Raw genomic sequence first — 1,823 nt, 5'->3', positions numbered from 1 at the left:
ACGCGGAGGAGTCGATTCCGAGCGGTGAGAAGCTCGCCGTCGACTGGACGCTGTGCCAGGGCCACGGGCTGTGCGCGGACATCGTGCCGGAACTGATCAGACTGGGCCCGGACGGCTACCCGGCGCTCGCCGACGCGTCCGTGCCGATGCACCTGCGAGGCCGCGCCCAGCGGGCCKTGCGCCGSTGCCCGGCGGCAGGGCGGGGCGCTCGGCCGGGGCCGCCTCCACGCGCAGCGCGAGCGCCGGGCAGCGGCGCACGGCCCGCTGGGCGCGGCCTCGCAGGTGCATCGGCACGGACGCGTCGGCGAGCGCCGGGTAGCCGTCCGGGCCCAGTCTGATCAGTTCCGGCACGATGTCCGCGCACAGCCCGTGGCCCTGGCACAGCGTCCAGTCGACGGCGAGCTTCTCACCGCTCGGAATCGACTCCTCCGCGTCCTGGTAGCCGGGCGCCGGCAGCGGCAGCACCCCGATCGTCGGCCGGCCGCAGCCGCCGTCGAGGACGTGGGCGGCCAGATCGTCGGTGAACGCCGAGAGCGTCGAGTTGAAGAAGCGGGCCGAGCCGTCCGGGTGCTTGCACGCTCCGCGGCCCTTCACCGCCTGCGTGACCTCCCGCAGGGCCTCCAGCGCGGCCGGGCCGCCGCCGTTCAGCAGGTCCGAGAGGCCGCCGGCCGCGGCGGGCAGGCCCAGGCGGCAGGGCCCGCACTGGCCGGCCGTCTCCGCCGCCAGCCAGTTCGCGACCCGCAGGGACTCGCCGAGCGGGCAGGTCTCCGGGCCGATGGGCAGGATCGCGCCGGCGCCCAGGGCGCCGCCGACGGCCGCCAGCGACGCCCGCGAGACGGTGGCGTTGTGCACGGCGACCGAGTCGATCCAGTTGCCGTGGTAGCCGCCGGTGAGGACGCCCTGGGGGAGCGGCGGGGCGCCGGCCAGCTGCAGCACGTAGCGCAGCGGGACACCCGTCGGGACCTCGACCACCATCGGGCGCGCGACCGCCCCGGAGATCGTCAGCATGACCGTGCCGGGCTCGCTGTCGAGCCCGCTGTGGCCGTAGCGGCGCGGGCCGATCCGCGCGGCGATGGCCAGCTGCGCGAACGTCTCGGCGTTCGACAGCAGCGTCGGCGCCCCGCCGACGCCCGACTCCGCGGCGCGCTCCCGGCGCCCCGCCGGCAGGGCCGGGCCGCCGGACGCCGCCCGGATGACCGACGAGGCCTCGCCGGAGACCATCCGCTCGGGGGTGCGGACGACCCGCGCGCGCAGTGCCTGGCCCCGCCGGTCGGAGAGCCCGCGCTCGGCCAGGGCGGAGCGGATGGAGATCTCCGTGGAGTTGCGGGTGACGGCGACGATCAGCGTCCGGGCGCCCAGCGCCTCGGCCGCCAGCAGCGCCCCGTCCAGGATCAGGTGCGGGGCCCGGTTGAGCAGCACCGTGTCCTTGCGGCAGGCGGGCTCGCCCTCGCTGCCGTTGACCACCACCACGGGACGTACCCCGCGGCGGATCGCCGCCTTGCCGACGGCCCTGAGCTTGCGTCCGAACGGGAAGGCGGCGCCCCCGCGCCCGGTCAGGGATATGTCGTCGGCGAGCTGCGCGAGCTGGTCGCCGCCCATCGGCTCCAGCGGCCCGTGCACCTTCAGGTGCATGTCGAGTCCCAGCCGCTCGACCAGGTCGAAGCCCTGGGTGAGCTGTGGCAGACCGACCACGCGGACCTCGGGGACATCGGGGAGCGGGACGTTCACGGGCGGCTGGAGCCGATGGGCGGCGACCAGCTCGCGCAGCTCGCCGACGACATATCCCTGACCGGGCGCGGGGGCGCCGCCTTCCCGTTCGGACG

The 1,823-nt window shown here is 76.4% G+C and carries 2 pseudogenes; one reads left to right on the top strand and one right to left on the bottom strand.

What is annotated here, in order from left to right:
• Positions 1 to 83: 83 nt before the first annotated feature.
• Positions 84 to 134: pseudogene (locus tag EAO71_RS40210) on the top strand (hypothetical protein); the annotation flags it as partial.
• Positions 135 to 159: 25 nt separating this feature from the next.
• Here the strand turns inward: EAO71_RS40210 and EAO71_RS36190 are convergent.
• Positions 160 to 1,728 (bottom strand): annotated as a pseudogene (locus EAO71_RS36190) (NADH-ubiquinone oxidoreductase-F iron-sulfur binding region domain-containing protein); the annotation flags it as partial.
• Positions 1,729 to 1,823: the final 95 nt, after the last annotated feature.

The sequence above is a fragment of the Streptomyces sp. MS191 genome (assembly GCF_008042125.1).
GTDB lineage: Bacteria > Actinomycetota > Actinomycetes > Streptomycetales > Streptomycetaceae > Streptomyces.
Note: the sequence above shows the minus strand (reverse complement) of the source record. Positions and strands in the feature narration are given on the sequence as shown.